The sequence below is a fragment of the Cupriavidus neocaledonicus genome (assembly GCF_000372525.1).
Lineage (GTDB): Bacteria > Pseudomonadota > Gammaproteobacteria > Burkholderiales > Burkholderiaceae > Cupriavidus > Cupriavidus neocaledonicus.
This window is the reverse complement of the sequence record NZ_AQUR01000103.1, coordinates 164,886-184,569: the sequence shown is the minus strand read 5'-3', so window position 1 is coordinate 184,569 and position 19,684 is coordinate 164,886. Positions and strand designations below refer to the sequence as shown.

At 64.8% G+C, this 19,684-nt stretch carries 16 protein-coding genes; 11 read left to right on the top strand and 5 right to left on the bottom strand.

All coding sequences use genetic code 11. The features are described 5' to 3' along the window. Positions 1-5 precede the first annotated feature (5 nt). Positions 6-587 (bottom strand): tetratricopeptide repeat protein, encoded by a 582-nt coding sequence (locus A3AG_RS0122125; protein ID WP_051073559.1) that lies wholly within the window; start codon positions 585-587, stop codon positions 6-8. A 302-nt stretch (positions 588-889) separates the two neighbouring features. Between A3AG_RS0122125 and tssJ the strand changes: the two genes are divergently transcribed. From tssJ to A3AG_RS0122090, 8 genes are all read left to right on the top strand, one after another. Continuing rightward, positions 890-1,582, top strand: a complete 693-nt coding sequence (gene tssJ / locus A3AG_RS0122120; RefSeq protein ID WP_081610765.1) for a type VI secretion system lipoprotein TssJ — start codon at positions 890-892, stop codon at positions 1,580-1,582. 40 nt (positions 1,583-1,622) lie between these two features. Next, positions 1,623-2,969: a type VI secretion system baseplate subunit TssK gene (tssK, locus tag A3AG_RS0122115; RefSeq protein ID WP_018007532.1), complete on the top strand. Its 1,347-nt coding sequence runs from the start codon at positions 1,623-1,625 to the stop codon at positions 2,967-2,969. Next, complete coding sequence (icmH, locus tag A3AG_RS0122110; RefSeq protein ID WP_018007531.1) at positions 2,966-3,760, top strand: type IVB secretion system protein IcmH/DotU; 795 nt, start codon at positions 2,966-2,968, stop codon at positions 3,758-3,760. The genes tssK and icmH overlap by 4 nt, the downstream gene beginning before the upstream one ends. 78 nt (positions 3,761-3,838) lie before the next feature. Then, a complete protein-coding gene (locus tag A3AG_RS0122105) occupies positions 3,839-6,664 on the top strand; it encodes a type VI secretion system Vgr family protein (protein WP_026164394.1) in 2,826 nt (941 codons plus the stop codon). Between the two features lie 22 nt (positions 6,665-6,686). Further along, entirely contained in the window at positions 6,687-8,231 is a 1,545-nt protein-coding gene (locus A3AG_RS33570; protein ID WP_081610764.1) for a hypothetical protein, read from the top strand. After that, entirely contained in the window at positions 8,228-9,307 is a 1,080-nt protein-coding gene (locus A3AG_RS33565) for an Imm71 family immunity protein (protein ID WP_081610763.1), read from the top strand. The genes A3AG_RS33570 and A3AG_RS33565 overlap by 4 nt, the downstream gene beginning before the upstream one ends. Before the next feature lie 111 nt (positions 9,308-9,418). Continuing rightward, positions 9,419-9,838 carry a hypothetical protein gene (locus A3AG_RS32245; RefSeq protein ID WP_051073555.1) on the top strand — a complete coding sequence of 140 codons (420 nt, stop codon included), beginning with the start codon at positions 9,419-9,421 and terminating at the stop codon, positions 9,836-9,838. A 694-nt stretch (positions 9,839-10,532) separates the two neighbouring features. Next, positions 10,533-12,575, top strand: coding sequence for a bifunctional metallophosphatase/5'-nucleotidase (locus A3AG_RS0122090; protein WP_240619925.1), 2,043 nt, complete (start codon positions 10,533-10,535; stop codon positions 12,573-12,575). A 24-nt stretch (positions 12,576-12,599) separates the two neighbouring features. On the opposite strand, the gene A3AG_RS0122085 is transcribed toward A3AG_RS0122090, so the two are convergent. Then, positions 12,600-13,940, bottom strand: a complete 1,341-nt coding sequence (locus A3AG_RS0122085) for an MFS transporter (RefSeq protein WP_018007527.1) — start codon at positions 13,938-13,940, stop codon at positions 12,600-12,602. Between the two features lie 276 nt (positions 13,941-14,216). On the opposite strand from A3AG_RS0122085, the gene A3AG_RS0122080 reads away from it, so the two are divergent. Both A3AG_RS0122080 and A3AG_RS0122075 read left to right on the top strand, forming a co-directional pair. Further along, positions 14,217-14,810, top strand: coding sequence for a TetR/AcrR family transcriptional regulator (locus A3AG_RS0122080; protein ID WP_018007526.1), 594 nt, complete (start codon positions 14,217-14,219; stop codon positions 14,808-14,810). A 109-nt stretch (positions 14,811-14,919) separates the two neighbouring features. Continuing rightward, complete coding sequence (locus A3AG_RS0122075) at positions 14,920-16,224, top strand: MFS transporter (RefSeq protein ID WP_018007525.1); 1,305 nt, start codon at positions 14,920-14,922, stop codon at positions 16,222-16,224. Between the two features lie 84 nt (positions 16,225-16,308). Here the strand turns inward: A3AG_RS0122075 and A3AG_RS0122070 are convergent, their stop codons facing one another. Together A3AG_RS0122070 and A3AG_RS0122065 are read right to left on the bottom strand one after the other, a co-directional pair. Next, a complete protein-coding gene (locus tag A3AG_RS0122070) occupies positions 16,309-16,947 on the bottom strand; it encodes a CDP-alcohol phosphatidyltransferase family protein (RefSeq protein ID WP_018007524.1) in 639 nt (212 codons plus the stop codon). An 8-nt stretch (positions 16,948-16,955) separates the two neighbouring features. Beyond that, on the bottom strand, positions 16,956-17,246 hold the full coding sequence (locus A3AG_RS0122065) for an antibiotic biosynthesis monooxygenase family protein (RefSeq protein ID WP_026164392.1): 291 nt from the start codon (positions 17,244-17,246) through the stop codon (positions 16,956-16,958). Between the two features lie 154 nt (positions 17,247-17,400). On the opposite strand from A3AG_RS0122065, the gene A3AG_RS0122060 reads away from it, so the two are divergent. After that, entirely contained in the window at positions 17,401-19,215 is a 1,815-nt protein-coding gene (locus A3AG_RS0122060; protein ID WP_020384474.1) for an ExeM/NucH family extracellular endonuclease, read from the top strand. Here A3AG_RS0122060 and A3AG_RS0122055 read toward each other — a convergent pair. After that, entirely contained in the window at positions 19,167-19,634 is a 468-nt protein-coding gene (locus A3AG_RS0122055) for a DUF2127 domain-containing protein (protein ID WP_018007522.1), read from the bottom strand. The two genes, A3AG_RS0122060 and A3AG_RS0122055, sit on opposite strands and share 49 nt — an antisense overlap. Positions 19,635-19,684: the final 50 nt, after the last annotated feature.

Below are 19,684 nucleotides of genomic sequence, written 5' to 3'. Positions count from 1 at the left end.
GAGAATCAGCGCAGGGCGCCGAACGGGTCTGCGCTGCCGCCGCCCGCAGCCGCGGGCTGTGCCGGCTGCGCCGCGGCGGCGGTCGGCTTGGCAGGCGCAGCACGGCGGCGCGGCACCGGCTTGGCCACGGGCGCGGCATTCTTGTCGCGGGGGAACAGCACTTGCTCGCCCAGCGTGTCGCGCAGCATCTGGGCCAGCAACTGGGCGTCGGAGCGGACGTCGCCAGCCAGGGCGCTGTCGGCACGCAGTTCCTGCAGCGAGCGGCGCGCCACGCGCAGGCCGCTGACCGCCAGCACGCTCTTGGCCTTGCGATCGGTGGCGTCGCGCTGCAGCGCTTCTTCGGCCGCGACGATGGCCTGCGGATAGTGCTCGGCGCCGAACTCGATCTGCGCCATGCGCGACCACGGTTCTTCGCGCGTCGGATTGTTCTTGGCGATCTGCTCGAACAGGCTGATGGCCTGCTCGCGCTGTCCGTTGGCCAGGGCCGCTTCGGCCTCGGACATGCTCTGCTTGAACGACTCATCGCTCTGCGGCCCAGGGTTGGAGGTTGCACAGCCGGCGAGCAGCACGGCGGTGCTGGCCAGCATCACCAGGGTGCGATGGATTCCTGACTTGGGCTTGTAGTCGTTCACGGCGAGTCTCTGTGAAAGTTCAAGATTGCGGCGGGGCGATTCGGGCCTGGCCCTGGCAAGATCCGTCTGGGGAAAAGTGCCAAATGCCAATAATGTCAGAACTGTGTTGAACCCGAATTGGCCGGAATAGTACACTCTGCCGCTTACGGCTGACAACAGATCGGTGGATATTGTCAGCATTAGTACTTTTTGGTAGTTCTCTACCATTTTGTTGGATAGGTCTCCAACTGCTGAATTAGATATTCCTAACTTCTGTCATGCGACAAATTGAACTCAGTCGGGCGCCGGACAGCAAGCCAACCGGGCACGCCCCGCGCCGCGCCGCCGCAGGGCAGCGGGCGAGCTTGGCGGCGGGGCTGGCTGCGGCTGCCTGCGTTGCGGCGCTGACAGGCTGCGCGGTTGGCGGCACGCTGCTGGCGGGGGCGGCCAGCGGCGCGCTGGAAGCAGTTGGCCTCAAACCGTCCAACCTGCCGGAATCACAGAAGCCGCCGCGCGAAGTCCCGCTGAAGCTGTACGCCGGCAACAACCTCAATGCAGCAGCCGATAACCGGCCGGCCGCCATCGTGGTGCGGCTCTACAAGCTGAAGGACCCCACCAGCTTCCTGCAGGCGCCGTTCGATACCTTCATCGACCCGCAACGAGAACAGAAGACACTCGGCGCTGACCTGGTACAGGTTAGAGAGATGACTCTAATTCCCGGCCAGCGCTATGAAATCGTGGAAAAGATCACGCGCGAGGCAGGCACCTTCGGCGTGGTGGCACTGTTTCGCAGCCCTGCCCCGCAGCGCTGGAAATTCGCCTTCGACAGCGCCAGGAGCGAAAAGTCCGGCGTGACCATCGGCCTGCACGCCTGCGCCATGACACTGACCGTTGGCGATGCCATCACGCCAGCGGGCGCCGCGGCCAGCAGCAATCTGAACCTCGTCTCGGCAGCCGGCTGCCGCACCTGACGCAGCCGACCAGGCACCAACAAGGACAACAAAGGCAAACGTGAGTTATTCCGCCAAGATTCTGTGGGGCGAAGGCCTGTTCCTGCGGCCCCAGCATTTCCAGCGGCAGGACGCATACCATGAGTCGCGCCTGCACGCCACCGCGCAAGTAATCCAGCCCTACGGCTGGGGCGTGCGCAATGCCAGTTTTGACACCGATGCGCTCGCCAGCGGGGTGCTGCGCGTGACCGAGCTGTCGCTGTTCTTTCCCGACGGCGAACTGTATTCCGCGCCCCAGGCCGATGAGCTGCCACCGCCCGTGGTGCTTGACGCGATCCCCGCCGGCACTTCGGAACTGACCTTCTACCTGGCGCTGCAGCCGCTGCACGACGCCGGCGGCAACTACCGCGACGACGCGGAAGGATCGCTGTCGTCCCGCTATGTCGGCCTGCAGACCGAAACGTCGGACCTGTTCACCGAAGCCGAGCCGGCCGCCATCACTTACCTGAAAAAGGCGGTCCGGCTGGTGGCCGAGACCGAGCCGCGCGACCAGTTCATCTCGCTGCCGGTCGTGCGCATCCGGCGCACCGCGACCGGCGGCTTCGAACTGGACGAGACCTTTGTCGCTCCCAGCCTGTCGATCAATGCGTCGGCCGTGCTGTACCTGCGCCTGCGGCGGCTGATCGACGCGCTACAGGCCAAGGTCAATGCACTGTACGGCTTCCATCGCGAACCCACCAAGAACATCATCGAGTTCCGCTCGGGCGATATCGCGTCGTTCTGGCTGCTGCACACTGCCAACGCCTCTTTCGCTGCGCTGGCGCACCTGTTCCACCATCCCGAACTGCATCCCGAGCGGTTGTTCCAGGAAATGCTGCGCCTGGCCGGCGCGCTGATGACCTTTTCGAAGAGCCACACGCTGGCCGATCTTCCGGTCTACGACCACGACAGTCCGGGCCCGGTCTTTGCGCGGCTGGACAGCATCATCCGCGACCTGCTCGATACCGTTATCTCCACGCGCTACTTCTCGATCGCGCTGGACGAGACCCGTCCCTCGTTCCATCTGGGGCGCCTGGATTCCGGCAAGATCGACGACAAGACCAGCTTCTACCTTTCAGTGAGCGCGGACATGCCCGTGGCCGAACTGGTCGAGGCCATCCCCAGCCGCTTCAAGGTTGGCGCCCCGGACGATGTGGACAAGCTGGTGCTGTCGTCGATGCCGGGCGTGCCGTTGACCTACACGCCACAAGTGCCGCCCGCGATCCCGGTGCGTCCGGGCGCGTGCTATTTCGCGATCGAGGCGCGCGGCGCGCTGTACGACCGCATGCTGCAGGCCCAGACCATCACCATCTACACCCCGGCCGGCATCCGGGAACTCAAACTTGAACTGATTGCGGTGACCTCATGAGCGCTACCTCCACGCCTTCGCTGTTCGGCGCCTCGCCGGCCGGCCAGCCCTCTCCCGCCGCCGCAGGCTCGGCAGACGGCGCCATGCACGCCCGCACGCTGCTGGACCTGCTCTACGATGGCTTTTTCATGCTGTTCCTGCTGCGCAATGGCCAGCAGCCGGGCAGCGCCGAAGAATTCCTGCAGAAGGTGCGCGACTTCCTCGATGATTTCGAGCGCGGCGCCAAGCGGCTCAACGTGGCGGCCGAAGACATCTTCGACGCCAAGTACGCTTTCTGCGCCGCCATCGACGAAACCATCCTGGCGTCGAACTTCAGCATCCGCAGCACGTGGGAGCGGCGGCCGCTGCAACTGGTGCTGTTCGGCGAGCAACTGGCCGGCGAAGGCTTCTTCACCAAGCTGGAAGAACTGCGCGCACACGGCGCGCCGCGCCTGCAGGCGCTGGAAGTCTTCCACATGTGCCTGCTGCTGGGGTTCCGCGGCAAGTACATCCTGGAAGGGCCCGAGAAACTGGCCTACCTGACCGCGCGGCTGGGCGACGAGATCTCGGCGATCAAGGGCAAACGCGCCGCCTTTGCACCGCAATGGCCGATCCCGGACAAGATCTCGCACGCGCTCAAGCGCGAAACCCCGCTGTGGATCTTCGGCGCGGTCTTTGCACTGATCGCACTGCTGGCCTTCCTGGGGCTGTCGACCACGCTGCGCTCGCAGACCAGCGACACGCTGCAGGGCTACTCGCAGGTGATCAAGCTGGGGCCGCGTTATTCGCACCTGACCATCTCGCTGCCCTGATGCCGCGTTGATGCCATCGAAGGCGGTCCTGCCGTATCCAGGGCCGCATGCCGAACCCTCTAGCGCGACCCTGCTCCGATGAAGCCCTTGTCCTCTTACCCGTCATCCGCGATGGCCGCCCTGTCCGGGCTGCTGGGCCAGCGCACGCGCCAGATCACGCTGGAGACGGCGCTTACCGCCGACGACCTGGTAGTGGAGCGCTTTGTCGCGCAGGAGGGTGTCTGCACACCGTTCCAGCTGCAGATCGATTGCCTGAGCCCGTCGGCACACCTGGACACCGCGCGCCTGGCCACCGAGGAAATCACGCTGCGGCTGATGCTTGCCGACGGCACCCGCCGCGCCTGGCACGGCTATGTGCAAAACTGCGCGGCCATCGGCGGCGACGGTGGCCTGGCGCGCTACCGGCTGACGGTGGGCACCTGGTTCGATCACCTGCGCGCGCGCACCGATTGCTATGTCTACCAGGACAAGACCGCGCTGGAGATCATCGAAGACGTGCTGGCTGACTATCCGCTGGCCCAATACCGCATGGCGGTGAGCCAGCCGCTGCGCAAGCGCTCGGTCTGCTGCCAGTATCGCGAGACGGATCTCGCCTTTGTCACGCGGCTGCTGGCGGAGGAAGGCCTGTCCTATCGCTTCGAGCATCAACAGGACGGCGCCGAACAATCCAGCCAGGAGGACAAAGCTCAGTCCCGTCATTGCCTGGTGATCTTCGACAACCAGGCCGAACGCCCCGCCTGCGCGCAGCCCAGCATCCGCTTCCACCGCAGCGACGCCACCGAGCGCGAAGATGCCATCGATCATTGGTCGCTGCAGGCAGCCGCTGGCACCAACGCCGTCACCGTGGCCTCATGGGACTACAAGTCCCTGGCCGCCACCGCCGCCGACGCCGGCAGCGAAAGTCTGGGCGAATGGCCCACGCTGGAGTCCTTCGAAACGCGCGGCACGTACCGCTTCCCCGACGCCGACGCCGCCCGCCGCGCCGCGCAGCTGCGCGCGCAAGCACATGAAAGCCGCTACCTGCGCTACGCGGGCGAAGGCAGCGTCCGCGCCCTGGGCGCCGGCGAACGCTTCACGCTGACCGGGCACTTCGACACCGCCGCGAACGAGTTCGTCACGCTGGCCGTGCGCCATGAAGCGGCCAACAACCTGGGAGCCGAGGTAGCGTTGCTGCTGGGCCTGTCCGACATCGAGGCCGGCAGCTACCGCAACCGCTTCGAAGCGGTGCGCGCCGATGCCCCGATCGTGCCGGTGTACTCGCCCAAGCCCACCGCACCGGAAGGACAGCCTGCAGTCGTCATCGCCGAAGGCGGCGCCCCGCTGACCACCGAGCGCGATCACCGCGTGCGCGTGCGCCTCCCCTGGCTGCGCGCGCCGATGGCCGATCCAAGGGCCGACACCGCCGCCGATCCGGCCCAGGACGACCTGGCCCAGGTCACCGCCTGGGTGCGCGTGGCCACTGCCGCAGCCGGACCCAACTGGGGCGTGCATCACCTGCCCCGCGCCGGCACCGAAGTCATGCTGACCTACCTCGATGGCGACATCGATCGCCCGATGGTGGTGGCGCAACTGCACAACGAACAGGACGCCCTGCCCTGGCCTGCCACCGAGGCGCCGCTGAACACAGCGCTGTCCGGCTGGCATTCGCACAACCTCGGCGACGGCGGCTACAACCAGTGGATCGTCGACGACAACACCGGCCAGCTGCGCATGCGCCTGGCCAGCTCGGCCGCCGACACCCAGCTCAACCTTGGCTACGTGATCGCGCAGGCCCCCGCCAGCGGTGAACGCGGCGTCTGGCGCGGCACCGGCGCCGAACTGCGCACCGACGCCTGGGCCATCGTGCGCGCCGGCAACGGCTTGCTGCTGTCGACCACGATCCAGGCCAGGGCAGCAGGCACCATGCTCGACATCCGCGAAGCCCGCGGACAAATCACCGCCGCCGAGCGTACCGCACAGCGCCTGTCCGATGCCGCCACCTCGCAGCAGGCGCTGCCGCTGGGAGCCATCGCCGCTTTCGAACCGCTGACCAAGGCCATCGACCCGCAGCAGGACGGCAGCTATCCGGACCGCGTCAACGAACAGGACGCCAAGCGCCCGGATACCGGCACCGCTGCCGAGCACTTCGGGCAACCATGGCTCGTCGCGGAATCGCCCAGCTCGATTGCGCTGGCCACGCAGGCCACCACCAGCATCTTTGCCGGACGCCACCTGCTGGGCCTGGCACAGGCCGACTGGCATGTCGGCGCCGGCAACACAGTCGCCGCGGCCGCGGCCAAGGGCGTGAGCCTGTTCAGCCAGAACAACGGGATTCGCGCCATTGCGGCTGGTGGACCGGTTTCCATCCAGGCCCACACCGATGCGCTGGCGGTGATGGCGGACAAGGCGGTGACGGTGACTTCATCGACCGACGGCATCGAGGTGCTGGCGCAGAAGAAAGTGGTGCTGCACGGCGGCTCGTCGCGGATCGTGCTGGACGGGAATGCGATTACGTTTGAGACGCCGGGGTTGTTGTCGGTGAAGGGGGCTGGGCATCCGTTGGTGGGGGGTGGGGGGAGTCCGGCGGAGTTGGTGGCGCTGCCGGTGGGGGCGATGTCGCCCTCGACGCTAATGCTCGATCACCGATATCACGACGACGAAGGCCTTGCAGGCGCCCAATACTTTGCGAAGTTGGCTGACGGCTCTCAACGTCAGGGAACACTCGATGCGCAGGGACGCGCCGTCATTGAAGGCATTCCTCCGGGGCCCGTGCAGGTCAGCTTCGGCCCGATGCCAGGCGCCTTCGAACGCAAAGACAAGACACCGACGCCCGGCCACGACCCTAATCCGACGGAAGCCAAGTTAGCCAGCCTGGTGGACAAATACCTGTCCACTGAGACGGATCCGGAAGCAAAGTCCGCTTAGCCTACTCCAGAAGCAAGAAAACATGCCTTCAGTTGCAAACACAACGCCACCGGGTGGCCTCACCTGGAGTCGCTTCCGTGCCATCTGCGCCGACGTCGGCAGTTGGACCTGGGGTACGGTCCAGGGCGCCTTCAATGAGAAGGCAAGTTTTTCCCAAATCATCGTAGATGCCGTAATCGGCATGATCCCGCTTGTTGGCGATGTGACCGCCGTTCGCGATATTATCGCCGTCGTTATTGGCATGGTTGACAAGCCGGAAAAGCGGGAAAGTGTCTGGGAGTGGGTGCTGCTCGTTGTTCTTGTCGTTGCCTTGATCCCTGTATTCGGTGGTGTCATCAAGGGCGTCGGCCGCATTCTCATCAAAGTCTGCAAGGAAGCCGCTGCGCTGAAGGGCGCTGCGCGAGCCGCTAAGCTGCTTGAAGGCGCTAATGAAATCATTGCTTTCCTGAACCGGATAGGTGTCAAGAATGCTGAACGGTGGCTGCTAAAGCTGCGTTTTGCGGATCATCAGGCAGCGATCATGGAACGATTCGCGGCATTGATGAACAACTTGTATAAGGTACTCGGTCAGATTAAGAACAAGGCCGGCACAGCGATTCCGGCGGTCTTGTTACGACGAATCGATGGTTTGCGCAGTGGACTGCTACAACTCAAAGCCAAGGGAAACGAAATGATTCCTAAGGCTATCAAGGAATTGGATCAATATCTAAGGGAGGTCCAAGCCTATATTCGATCGGGTGGCGAGTCGACTAGTCGAAAAACGATGCATCAGGTGGCCACAGGGCAGCGGGTCATTACTCGGGCCGATGAGGCGAGATTGGTTGAAAATGGATCGCTGCCTGTGCGCTCCGCCAGGGGAGGCTGGAAGCAAAACGAAGCTCTCGTTCGCGATCCGGGAACTTGGAGAAGCAAGTATCGGCCAGCGCCTGGATATCCGGACCTTACCGCCCGAACCTCACCTGACGGTAAATTCTATCCCGCCATTCGAGCTTATAGCGGAAGGTTGGTCAATCGTGAACTGAAGCAGGGCGAGAGAATATTCCGATTCTTTGGTCCAGAGGGCACAACTCACGGCAAGAAAATTAATGAGACCTTCCCCGGGGGCGCCTGGTGGGGGCTTGGCTCACCACCGAAGTCGGCAAAAGAATGGCGCGAACGAGCAGCCGTCTTGGATGAATTCAACCGCGATGGGTTCTTCGTTACTGGAAGTGTCAACGGGAAGACCGGGCCCAAGGCAGTAGTCGGGACCGTTGCGGAGCAAGCTGGCGAGATGCTACCAGGTCAATACCTTCCCGGAGGGGCAACACAGGCGTTCTTCTTCCTCGACAAGAAGGTGTCCGACGCGCTGGAAGCACTTGGAAAAAAAGTTATTGGGACCGGAAAAGCAGCGACGTGGACAGACGAGGTCAGTGGCCTGACCTTTCGCATAGCTCCCACCGGATGGACGGACGCAAACGGTGTCTGGGGATACAAGTCACCTTTGGGACAAGGTACAGTTCAGACCTTGCGGCTTGGTGCACGCGAGAAAGCAACGAAAGAAAACCGGCAAGTATTGGTGAAACCATGAAACCGAGCTCCGTCAATAACATCCATCTACCAAACGACGATGAGCGTCGAAAAATCTTTCATTGGCTCAAGCGAATCAGTTCATACACAGCATGGAAGCGCATTCTTGGATACTACGAGGCCTGGACTTTCGCCATCGAAAAATGTAGAAAACTGGCTAGTGAATCGGGTAAGGAGCATTCTTCACAAATTACCGAATCTCACTATATCGACGCTCTGGAAGGGCTTGCCCACTTTGAGGATGCGGTACTTCGACTTAAAGCTGGAGACAAGCTAGTATTTAAATATGACGTTAACGGCCTCTTTGCACTGGCAGATCGGCCTCGATCGTATTGGGGAAATTACCTGGTTCGTGTTGATTGGCGAGAACAACCAGCGATCGAGGAGCCTAGCAGTCCTGGGGCGACTAGTTTCCTCAATACCTTTAAAGATCTCTCGGAGGCCTGGGGAGAGTGTTCCGACATACTTGAAAGCAAATGGCTTGATGACGCCGCGCCATATAGTTTTGGCAGCTGGCTGCGAGATCAACTCGCCAGCATGCATTTCCCCAATTTCCTAGTCGATGTACCTGACCCAAAGGTACCATTGCTCATTTCAACCGGAAACACCATTCCTTATTCCGGCATATGGGAACCTGTTGAGGTTCCGAAATCAGTTGGATTTTCGCTATTCAAGAAAAAGGAAGAGCCCAAAGGACCATTCCCGATCAGCGGATGTATGAACTACTTGCACGCAGGATCGCCAGCCCCAGCATCGAGGTACGAACATCAGGATGAAAGTTTTTCAGAACCTGTAACCTGGCGTCTGCTATGGAAGGATACGCGCTACGAAGATGGTTCAATCCCTGCGGAGGAAGACGAGTATGTCTTCCAGAAGCCAAATGGAGCTACAGATGATTCGTCCGCGACAAGCGAAACGGATAGCACCATGATTTGGTTCGAAACAGGCCAGCCCGCCCCAAAAGCGGGACGTTGGCTTCCAGAAGATGACCTCTCCGTGAGCATCGTCGTGCAAGCCGGCGAAAAACTTCCTATGCATCGAGGCCGCTCGACCCGGTGGGTTTTTGCCTCCGATTAGACGCTTCATTGATTCAGGAATACGAGGCAAGTCACCCGAAACTGCGTGCGGTCTGGGGTACAAGGGCGAACGCCCCGCCCGCGCACAAGCCAGCGTTCCTGACGATATTTAATGAGTTCCACCAACCTGAAACACTATCCAGTCGCGCAGCGAAATCTCGACCAGGATGCTTGGTTCCTGTATCAAACCAGTTCGCTCGCCTACTATGAGTGTTGCGCGCGCCTGTGCGAGGACTTCGCCCACCTCTATGACTCCCTGATCACCGATAACGACGTACACGGTGCAGCAGCGCTAGACTACTGGGTAGCACGTTATCGCTCCCATGCGAGTAGCATCAGACGAGGCATCCGGTTCGTTGAACTTGGCGGCGATTACATGTCGCTCCTTGATCTGATCGAGGCACCGTCGACCGATTTTCGCGGCATGATTGAACAGCCGCTTGGCTGGATGTCGGATGAGGAGCGATCACGCTGGGACCTTGCCATCCAAAAGGTAAATCTATGCCTGCGGCACCGCAGCTACCACACTTGACAATAACCGCGGCAAGGGCAGCCTTTGGCTGCAGCGAATGAATATCGGTGCCGACCAGGTTTACTTGAACCGCGACGACAGCCATGCCGGTGACAGCACAGAGGCAATCGAGCTTCTAAACAGGCAAGGTCTCCTTCCTAAACCCTCCGTTTATCCTCGCCACACCATCGACCAAATTTTGACCACCGCCCCAGGACATGCATGCCCTCGAAGCGGAGTTTGTCGACTCAAGGTGCCGAGGACCAAACCTATCACATGCGTTGTGAAGCCGGACAACGGAAAAGCTCTGGCTAGTCCCGCTCACTGCAACGCCCCTTCGATCAGGATAGCCTGCATGCGCTGCTCACGCGCTTTCCACTAGGGAAGGATGATTTTTCAGCTGTGCTCGGCTCGGGCCAATTGACCAAGGAAGAGATACGCGACCTGCTCCGCGCGTACAGCGAATAGTCCGCCTGCACCTATCGCGCGCAGCTATTCCTCGAGCATTTCACCTCCCCCTCTCCCGCTCCATCTTCTCAATCACCCCCACCCTCTGCCCACAATCCCCCTCCACCGCCTTGCACAGCGTCTTGTCATCCACCCCCAGCTTGCGCTGCAAGGCCCGAAACTCCCGCAAATAAACCCGCGCCGCCGCCTTGGCCCCCGGCAACGACAAACGCGCCGAACTATTGGCCCCGACCCACGCATAGTAGTAATGCCCGAGCAACCGCGCCGTCGTATCCTTGCGGCCGCGCGGAATCTCGCGGGCGACGGCGTCGATGCAGGAACGGTATTCGTCGGCGTCGTCATGCATGTATTCCTGGCAGGCCGCCATGGCATGCCGGCTTGCCTGCGCCACGGCTGGCGGCAGTTCGGTGCAGAGTGGCTGCCTGCAGCCGCTTCCCAAAGGATTGGCCACATGACACGCAAACGGTATCTCGTCGCGAGCCTGGGTGCGCTCGCTCTTGCAGGCATCGTTGCCGCCTGCGGTTCCGGGAATGATGAGGGCGGTTCGGCGCCGTCAAGCCCCGCTCCGGTCGCAGATGCTCCGGTATCGGTCAAGATCATCGGTCTTAATGATTTCCACGGCAACCTGGAAGCGCCGGGCGGTAGCGTGGTGGTGCAGGATGCCGCCAACCCGGCTGGTACCCGGGTATCGGCGGGCGGTGCCGCGTACCTGGCCGCGCTGATCCAGACCCTGAAGGCGAAGAATCCGAACAACGTGGTGGTGGCTGCCGGCGACATGGTCGGCGCTTCGCCGCTGGTTTCCGGGGCGTTCCATGAGGAGCCGGCCATCGATGTGCTGGGCCAGATGGGGCTGGAGATCTCGTCGGTGGGCAATCACGAGTTCGACAAGGGCCGCGATGAGCTGCTGCGGCTGCAGAACGGGGGCTGCTTTCCGCGGTCAGCAGACGGCCGGCGCGGCATTGTCGGCGTGGATACGTGCATGACCAACGGCGCCTACGCCGGGGCGAAGTTCAAATACCTGGCCGCCAATGTCATCGACCAGGCGACCGGCAAGCCGCTGCTGCCGGCATACCAGATGAAGACCTTCGACTGGGCCAGGGTGGCGTTTATCGGCATGACGCTGAAGGACACGCCGTCTGTGGTGACGCCCGCGGGCACGGCGGGCCTGACGTTCGAGTCCGAGGCGGATACGGTCAACAGGCTGATTCCGGAACTGCGCCAGCAGAACGTCAATGCGATCGTGGTGTTGCTGCATGAAGGCGGATCGACCACGGCGGGCACGGTGAATGACAAGAGCTGCCCGGGACTGAACGGCGCCATCGTGTCGATCGTCGACAAGCTCGATCCCGCCGTGGATATCGTGGTCAGCGGCCACACCCATCAGGAATATGTCTGCACCCGACCGGATGGCAAGCTGCTGACGCAGACGGGCTTCTATGGCCGGCTGGCCACGGAAATCGATATCACCATCGATCCGGCCACGCGCCGGGTCTCCTCCAAGCTGGCGAACAACCGCGTGGCGGTCAACGATCTGGTGATCAAGGACAGCCAGGGCAAGCCGATCCCGCTGCCTGCCGGCTATACGGCGCTGCCGAAGGACAGCGCGGTCGACGCGATGGTCAGCCGCTACGTGGAACTGACCGCGCCGATCAAGAACGCGGTGGTGGGCGCCATCACCGCGAGCATCGATCGCACCCAGACTGCTGCGGGCGAATCGGCACTGGGCGACCTGGTGGCGGACGCCTACCTGGCCGGCACGTCGGATGCGTCGTTCGGGCCGGCGGTGATCGCCTTCACCAATCCGGGCGGGCTGCGCCAGAACCTGACGTACGACGCCGCCACCAATGGCCAGACCACGTTCGGGCAGCTCTATGCCGTCATGCCTTTCGGCAACAGCATGGTGACGATGGACCTGACCGGCGCGCAGATCCTGCGCCTGCTGGAACAGCAATGGGAAGCGCCGCAACCCGCGGGCGGTCGCGTGCTGCAGGTTTCCAGCGGCTTTAGCTATACCTGGTACGCGAGCAAGCCGGCAGGCGCGGCCGCGGGACAGGGCAATCGCGTCGACCCGGCATCGCTGCGGCTCAACGGCATCGCCATCGACCCGGCCAAGATCTACCGAGTCACGGTGAACAACTTCATGGCCTCCGGCGGCGACAATTTCACGGTACTGAAGCAGGGCACGAACCAGCAGGCTGGCCCCGTGGATATCGATGTCTTCGAAGCTTATTTCAGGGCGAAATCCCCTGTCAGTCCCGGCACACCGAACCGGATCACGCGCCTGAACTGAAGGAGCGAACGGCGGCCTCCGCCGCTATGATCGTGGCGTGTCAGCGGCCAGCCGCATCCAACTGGCCACGGCACCGGCGCCGGCAAACGCCGCGCCCAACGCCAGCGCCAGACCCGGCCCGTGGTCGCCGCCGATGCCGAAGCACAATGCCACCAGTGCCGCCCCCGTGGCCTGCCCCAGCAGCCGGGCCGTCGCCACGACGCCGCTGGCGCCGCCACTGCGCTCGCGCGGGGCGCTCGTCATCAAGGCCTTGAGATTGGGCGACTGGAAGAAGCCAAACCCGGCGCCGCACAGGCACATGCGGATGCCGATATCAAGCGTGCTGGGGTTGGCCGGCAGCAGCGCCAGCGACAGCATGCCGGCACTGAGCACGGCCAGGCCCACGCCGCCGAGCACGGCCGGCGGATAGCGGTCGGACAGGCGCCCGGCCAGCGGCCCGATCAGCGCCACCACCACGGACCATGGCGTCAGCAGGAAGCCGGTTTCCACCTGCCCTCGCCCCAGCACGTGCTGGAAATAGAACGGCAGCGACACAAAGGCCAGGCCCTGCGCCGCGAACGAACACACCGCGGTCAGCGTCGACAGCGCGAACATCGGCCGCCGGAACAGGTCCACCGGCAGCATCGGCGCCGGATGGCCGCGCTCGCGCCACAGCAGCAGCCCGAACGCCACCACGAAGACGCCGGCCGCGGCCAGCGACAAGTGCAGCGGCGCGCGCTGCCCGCCCTCGCCGAGCGCGAGGACCAGCGCGGCAAAGGCGATCACGCTGAGCACCGCTGCCACGCGATCGAAACCATGCGTGCTGCGTGCGGTCTGCGGCAGCGAACCGCGCCCGATCGCCAGCGCCAGCAGGCCGATCGGCAGGTTGACGGCGAACAGCCACGGCCATGTGCCGAACGACAGGATCACCGACGCGACCGTCGGCCCCACCGCGAACGAAACCCCGACCACCAGCGCATTCAGCCCCAGCCCGCGGCCCAGCCGGTGCGTGGGAAAGATCGCGCTGATCAGCGCCGTGTTAACGCTCATGATGGCCGCCGCGCCGATGCCCTGCAGTACCCGCGCCGCCGCCAGCGTCGGCAGCGACCACGCCAGCGCGCACACCACCGATGCGGCCGTGAACAGCAGCACGCCGCCCAGGTAGATGCGCCGGTGGCCAACCACGCCGCCCAGCGCCGCGAACGGCAGCAGCGTTGCCACCATCGCCAGCTGGTAGGCGTTGATCACCCACACCGATGCCGCCGGGGTGGCGCGCAGGTCCGCTGCGATCGATGGCAACGCCGTATTGGCGATGGCGGTGTCGAGGGTGGCAAGCGCGACGGCCATCAGGATGGCGGCCATGCCGCGCCGCTCGCGCGAGGTCATGGCGTCCGCCGCGGAGGCGGTCTGGAGAGGGGCTGTGCTGGACACTGTCTTTACCGGTTGCCGCCAGGCCGGTTTCGGCGGTGCGAAGGTGCACTGCAGGCCGGGCGATCATCAGGCAAGACGATACGGGAAAACCCTTCACCTTGCTGAAGACGCATTCATATGTATGCACATTACCTTCGAACAAGACAGATTAGATGATGCTCAACATCTATTGAATAAATGATGCGCATCATCTAAGCTTGGCGAAAGTCCACTTCCCAGCGAGGTCTGCAAATGGCACGCGCATCACGCGAGCAAACCGACAAGAATCGCGAGGCGATCGAACAAGCGTCGTCGCGGCTGTTCCGCGAGCGCGGCCTGAACGGGGTCAGCGTGGCGGAACTGATGGCCGGCGCCGGCCTGACCCATGGCGGCTTCTACGGCCACTTTGCCTCGAAGGATGCGCTCGCGGCGCAGGCCTGCAAGCGCGCCTTCGAGGAATCGACCGCGCGCTGGGAGCGCCGCCTCGCGCGCGCCGGCGGCGACCGCAAGGCCATGCTCGCCAACCTGGTCGAGCCCTACCTGACCGCCGCGCATTGCGCCAACCCAGGCGTCGGCTGCGCGGCCGCCGCGCTGGCGGTCGATGTCGCCCGCGAGCCCGCCGGCAAACCGGTGCGCCAGGCCTATGCGGAAGGGCTGCGAACCATGATCGATGACATGGCGCAGACCGTGGCGTCCGACGATCCGCAGCAACGCCACGACCAGGCGCTGGTGCGCATGGCGTTGCTGGTCGGCGCCCTCACGCTCGCACGCGCCACCGAAGGCGATCCGCTTTCCGACGAGATGCTGAACGCGGTGCGAAGCCACCTCCTGGACGGCCCCGCGTAGTACCAAGCTTTTTTCCTGAAGATTGACCGACAACCCGCGGCCGAACGCAGCGGGATGCCCTGCCTTTGTCCTTTCCGACCCACATCGAATCCGAGACCACGAGAGCCCCATGTTCGCGCAAGCCCTTTCCCGCCGGCTCGACCGGCGCGGCATCCACTACGCGTGGCTGATCGCCGCCCTGACCTTCCTGGTCATGCTCACCACCTCGGCCGCGCTTGGCCTGCCCGGGGCCTTCCTGCAGCCACTGAGCCGGGAGATGGGCTGGAACACCGACCAGATCTCGTCGATCCTGGCGTTCCGCTTTGCGCTGTTCGGGCTGATGGCGCCGTTTTCGGCGCTGCTGATGGATCGCTTCGGCGTGCGCAACGTGGTCTGCGCCGCGCTGGCGCTGATTGCCGGCGGCATGGCGCTGGCCACGGTGTCGACCGAGCTGTGGCAGCTCTTTGTGGCATGGGGTCTGATGCTGGGCGTCGGCTCGGGGCTGACGGCGCTGGTGCTGGCGGCGATTGTTGCCAATCGCTGGTTCAGCGCACGGCGCGGCCTGGTGATGGGCATCCTGACGGCCAGCGCCGCCACCGGGCAGCTGGCATTCCTGCCGGTGGCGGCCTGGCTGATCGAGCATATGGGCTGGCGCGTAGCCGTGCTGCCGGTGCTGGTTGCGTGCGCGGCGCTGGCGCTGCTGGTATTCGGGCTGATGCGCAGCCGGCCCGCCGATGTGGGCCTGGCGGCGTTCGGCGAAGTGCCGGCCAGCGCGGCCGTGCCGCCCGCACCCCAGGCTGCTACGCCGTTCACGCTGAGCGGTCCGTTCAGCGTGCTGCGCGACGCGGCGCGTAACCAGGCATTCTGGGTGCTGGCTGGCACCTTCTTCATCTGCGGCCTGAGTACCAACGGTTTGATCCAGACGCACTTCATCGCACTGTGCGGCGACTTCGGCATGGGCCCGGTGCCGGCGGCGTCGGCGCTGGCCATGATGGGCGCATTCGATTTTGTCGGCACCATCCTGTCGGGCTGGCTCTCCGACCGCTACGACAGCCGCAAGCTGCTGTTCTGGTACTACGCGCTGCGCGGCCTGTCGCTGTTCTGGCTGCCGCATTCCACCTTCACGCTGTACGGGCTGTCGATCTTTGCGATGTTCTACGGCCTCGACTGGATCGCGACCGTGCCGCCGACGGTCAAGCTGGCGGCCACGGCGTTCGGGCGCGAGCGCGCGCCGATGGTGTTCGGCTGGATTTTCGCTGCGCACCAGATCGGCGCGGCGGTGGCGGCGTTCGGCGCGGGCCTGAGCCGCACGCTGCTGCTGACTTATACGCCGGCGCTGTACGCGGCGGGGGCGGCCTGCCTGGTCGCGGCGCTGATGGCGCTGATGGTCAGCCGCCAGCGTGCGGGGGTGGCCCCGGAGGCGGCGCGCGCCTGACCAGGGCGCAAGGCGCTGTTCGCCTCAGAGCTGGCAGAGAGGGAACGAAAACGAGAGATCGCCGGCGCCATGCGCGCCGGCCACTCAGAATTTCGGGATACGCAAGGTCTTGCTGACCATCAGCGTGCCCGACAGCGCGAACAGCAGCACCAGCGGATGCAGCACGGCGGGACCAAGCACCCACGCACCGCCAGGCAGTTCGGCACCCAGCAGTCCCTGCGAGGCGCACCACGCCAGCACGGCGGTCAGCAGCACGCTGGTGGGGATGGGCGTGCCTTCGAAGTACGCCACCTTGCCGCTGTCGCTGCCGGCCGCCAGCGATTCGGCGGTGACGTTGAAGCGCGCCAGCCGGCTGACGCCGCAGCAGACAAAGTAAATCAGCACCGCCAGGTCCCAGCCGCCGCGCATGCCGGCGGCAAAGGCCAGCGTGGCGGGGCCGACGCCGAACGAGATCACGTCGGCCAAAGAATCCAGCTCGCGCCCCAGTGCCGAATGCGCATGGCGCCAGCGCGCGATGCGACCGTCCAGCACGTCGAAGATAAAGGCCAGCGGCGCCAGCGCCGCGGCCGTATAGAAATGCGCCATTCGCTGGTCCGCGACGAAGAACATCGCGAAGAACACCGACCCCATGCCGCAGGCCGCGTTGCCCAGCGTAAAGACATCGGCCAGCTGCAATTCGCGCAGCATCGAGAAATGGCGGGGGCGTTCGGGCCGGGTGTTCATGGCGCGGCTTACAGGACCTTGGACACGTGGTGCACGTTGGGCGGCGCGGCAAAGGTTTCCGCCACCAGGCCGCGCCATTGCTGGAACTCGGGTGATTCGCGGAACAGGACCATGTGGTCGTCGACGGTTTCCCAGTCAACCACCAGCGTGTACTGTTCCGGCTGCTCGATCGAACGGAACAACTGCACCCCGTGGCAGCCGTGCGAGCGCAGAAACAGCGGCGTGGCCTGGCTCACGCCTTGCTCGAACTGCTTGTCCATGCCGGGCTTGATGGTGATTTGCGCGATTTCCTTGATCATGTCGTCGTGGCGATGAAGTGGTTGCCGGCGCCGGTCGGGTACCGGCGGGTCTCTACTACCTTAGCACGATCGCGACGTCACATGCCCACGGCAAGCATTCCGTTACAAGCGGGGGTTAGCATCGTCCACCTCGCCTCGACCTGCCGAAACCGCCATGCGTTTGCCCTTGCCTGAATCCAGCACTGCGCTGCCCGCCCTGTACCTGGCCTGCCTGATGGGATTGCCGTCCGGCGCGGATGCTGCAATGCAGCCATGCGGCAGCCCGGCAACCGCGCTTGCCGACGTCCGCAGCCCGGCCCAGGTCGCGGCGCTGGCGGGACGCATGATCGAAATACAGGCCATTGTCACGGCGGACTTCAGCGGCGACGGCGGCCTGCGCGGCTTTTTCCTGCAGACCGCGGACGCGCAACGCGTGCATCGGCCGGGCCTTTCGGAAGGGCTCTTTGTCTACGCACCGCGCGCGCGTGCCGATGTCGGCGACATGGTGCGCGTGTCCGGAAAGATCGAAGAAAAATTCGGACAAACGCAACTGGTGCTGTCAGGCTCGCCCCCCGTCGTCTGCGCCCGGGGGCTGTCCGTCACGCCGCAAACGCTGACGCTGCCGCTTGCCGGCGAATCCGACCTGGCCGCGCTGGAGGGCATGCTGGTGCGGCTGCCGCAGACACTGACCGTCAGCGATGTCCACGAGCTCGGCCGGTATGGCACGTTGGCGCTGAGCCACGGGCGCCCCATCGCGCCCACGCAACAGGCCCTGCCGGGGCCGGCTGCGCAGCAGGCCGCCGTGGCCAATGCCCGCAACCGCTTGTTGCTCGACGATGGCTCGACGCGGCAGTTTCCCGCCGTGGTGCCCTACCCGCCCCCGCGCCTGTCGCCGGACCATCCGGTACGCGCCGGCGATACCATTACCGGCGTGCAGGGCGTGCTGGAGCGACGCCACGGACAATGGCGGCTGCAGCCGGTACGCGGTGCCGGCGCACCGGTCTACCAGCACGCCAACCCGCGCCCTGTGGCGCCCCCGCGGCATCCCGCCACCGCGCTGCGCGTGGCGGCCTTCAACCTGCAGAACTATTTCAATGGCGATGGCCACGGCGGAGGCCTGGATGCCCCTGACAATCGCGGTGCGCCGGACACTGCAGCGCTGGCACGGCAACAGGCCAAGCTTGTGGCCGCGCTACGCGGCCTGGACGCCGACGTGATCGGCCTGATGGAAGTCCAGAACAATGGCTATGGCCCGACCGGCGCGATCCGCCAGTTGGCCGCGATGCTGGGGCCGGACTGGCGCGTCGCCGATCCCGGCACCCCCGCGCTCGGCACAGATGCCATCGCGGTCGGGCTGCTCTATAACGCCCGCAGCGCGCTTCCCGCCGGCCGGGTGGCCACCACATGGCTTGGCGAGCGCAGCCCCCAGCCGCTCGCGGCCACCTTCCGTGCCGCGGTGAGTGGCGCGCCGGTGACGGTGGTGGTCAACCATTTCAAGTCCAAGAACTGCGTCGAGGCCGCCGGCGCGCAAGCCGACCAGCGCGACGGCCAGGGCTGCTGGAATCCCGCGCGCGTGCAGGCCGCCGACACCCTTGCGCGCTGGCTCGGCACCGCGCCGACCGGCATCGCCGACGCCGGCGTGCTGGTGATCGGCGACCTGAACAGCTACGCGATGGAAGACCCGATACGCCTGCTGGCACGACGCGGCTACTCCGACCTGGTGGCGCGCTTTGCCGGCCCGCACGCCTACAGCTACGTCTACGCGGCGCAGGCCGGCTACCTGGACCATGTGCTCGCCGACCCCTTGGCCGCGGCGCATGTGGTGGCCGTGCAAGCCTGGCATATCAATGCCGACGAGCCCGCAGCCTTCGCCTATGCCCCGACCCGAGGCTCCGGCGGCGCGCCTGGCTTCTATGCGCCCGGCCCGTACCGCTCTTCCGATCACGACCCTTTGGTGGTCGACTTCGCCAGCAGCCCGCGCACCAGGTAGAGCACCACCAGCAGGTTGGCAGCGGCCAGCGCGCCATGCAGCCAGCTGGGGTGGACCAGCGCTTCGTACAGTTCCAGCGGAATATAGATGCCGCCCGACCACACGCCGAGCCAGTTGCCCCACGCCAGCCCGCGCCAAAGCCCGTAGGCCTCGGCAAAGCGCAGCAGCGCATAGGCCGCGGCGGATCCGCCGATGGCCCACAGGCGTGCATTGTCGGGATGCTCGAGCAGCGACAGGAAGATGGTGGGATAGCGGCTGGCCGGATTGACATGCCAGCGCTGGATGATGGCTTCGGCCAGTGCCTGGGCATCGCGATGCAGCAGTGCGGCAAGGCCCAGCCCGGCCACGATCACCAGCAGCCCCTTGGCGGCCTCGAACAACGCAATGCTCCTGAGGCCCAGTGCGCCCTGCTTTGCCATGCGGTATCTCCGGTCGATGCAAGATCTGCAAAGCCGGTATTGTGCAATAT